The sequence below is a fragment of the Saccharothrix sp. ST-888 genome, assembly GCF_000955975.1.
Classification (GTDB): domain Bacteria; phylum Actinomycetota; class Actinomycetes; order Streptomycetales; family Streptomycetaceae; genus Kitasatospora.
Genome location: NZ_JYJF01000533.1, coordinates 1 through 365 on the forward strand (window position 1 = coordinate 1; position 365 = coordinate 365).

The following is a 365-nucleotide window of genomic DNA, read 5'->3' on the forward strand; positions in this document are numbered from 1 at the left end:
CGGCCCGCCAGCCGGGGCCGCGCAGATGCTCCAGATCGCGTTCGAGTGCGGCCGTACGGAACAGCGCGGGATCGATGAACGGGCCGACCACCGGATGCTGCGCCAGGTCGGCGGCCCGGCCCTCCAGCGCCCGGTAGACGAACCAGAGATGCCAGGACCGCTCGGGGTACTCATCGGGGCGGAGCGTCCGATGGGCGGCCGCTTCAGCGATCCCGCGCTGTTCCGGACGGCCGCACTCGAACGCGAGCTGGAGGATCTGCGCGGCCCCGGCGGGCGGGCCGGGCTCAGCCCGCTGCCCGCCACCGCCGCGTACACCGCCCGGGTCGAGGAGCTCACCACCGACTGGCCGAACGGCTACCTCGCCC

The 365-nt window shown here is 74.8% G+C and carries 2 protein-coding genes; one reads left to right on the plus strand and one right to left on the minus strand.

What is annotated here, in order from left to right; all coding sequences use genetic code 11:
* A partial coding sequence (locus UK12_RS45335; protein ID WP_197085404.1) for a biliverdin-producing heme oxygenase occupies positions 1 to 256 on the minus strand: 256 nt, incomplete at its 3' end.
* On the opposite strand from UK12_RS45335, the gene UK12_RS45340 reads away from it, so the two are divergent.
* The coding region (locus UK12_RS45340; protein ID WP_442973922.1) for a biliverdin-producing heme oxygenase at positions 191 to 365 on the plus strand (175 nt) is incomplete at its 3' end. The genes UK12_RS45335 and UK12_RS45340 overlap by 66 nt on opposite strands.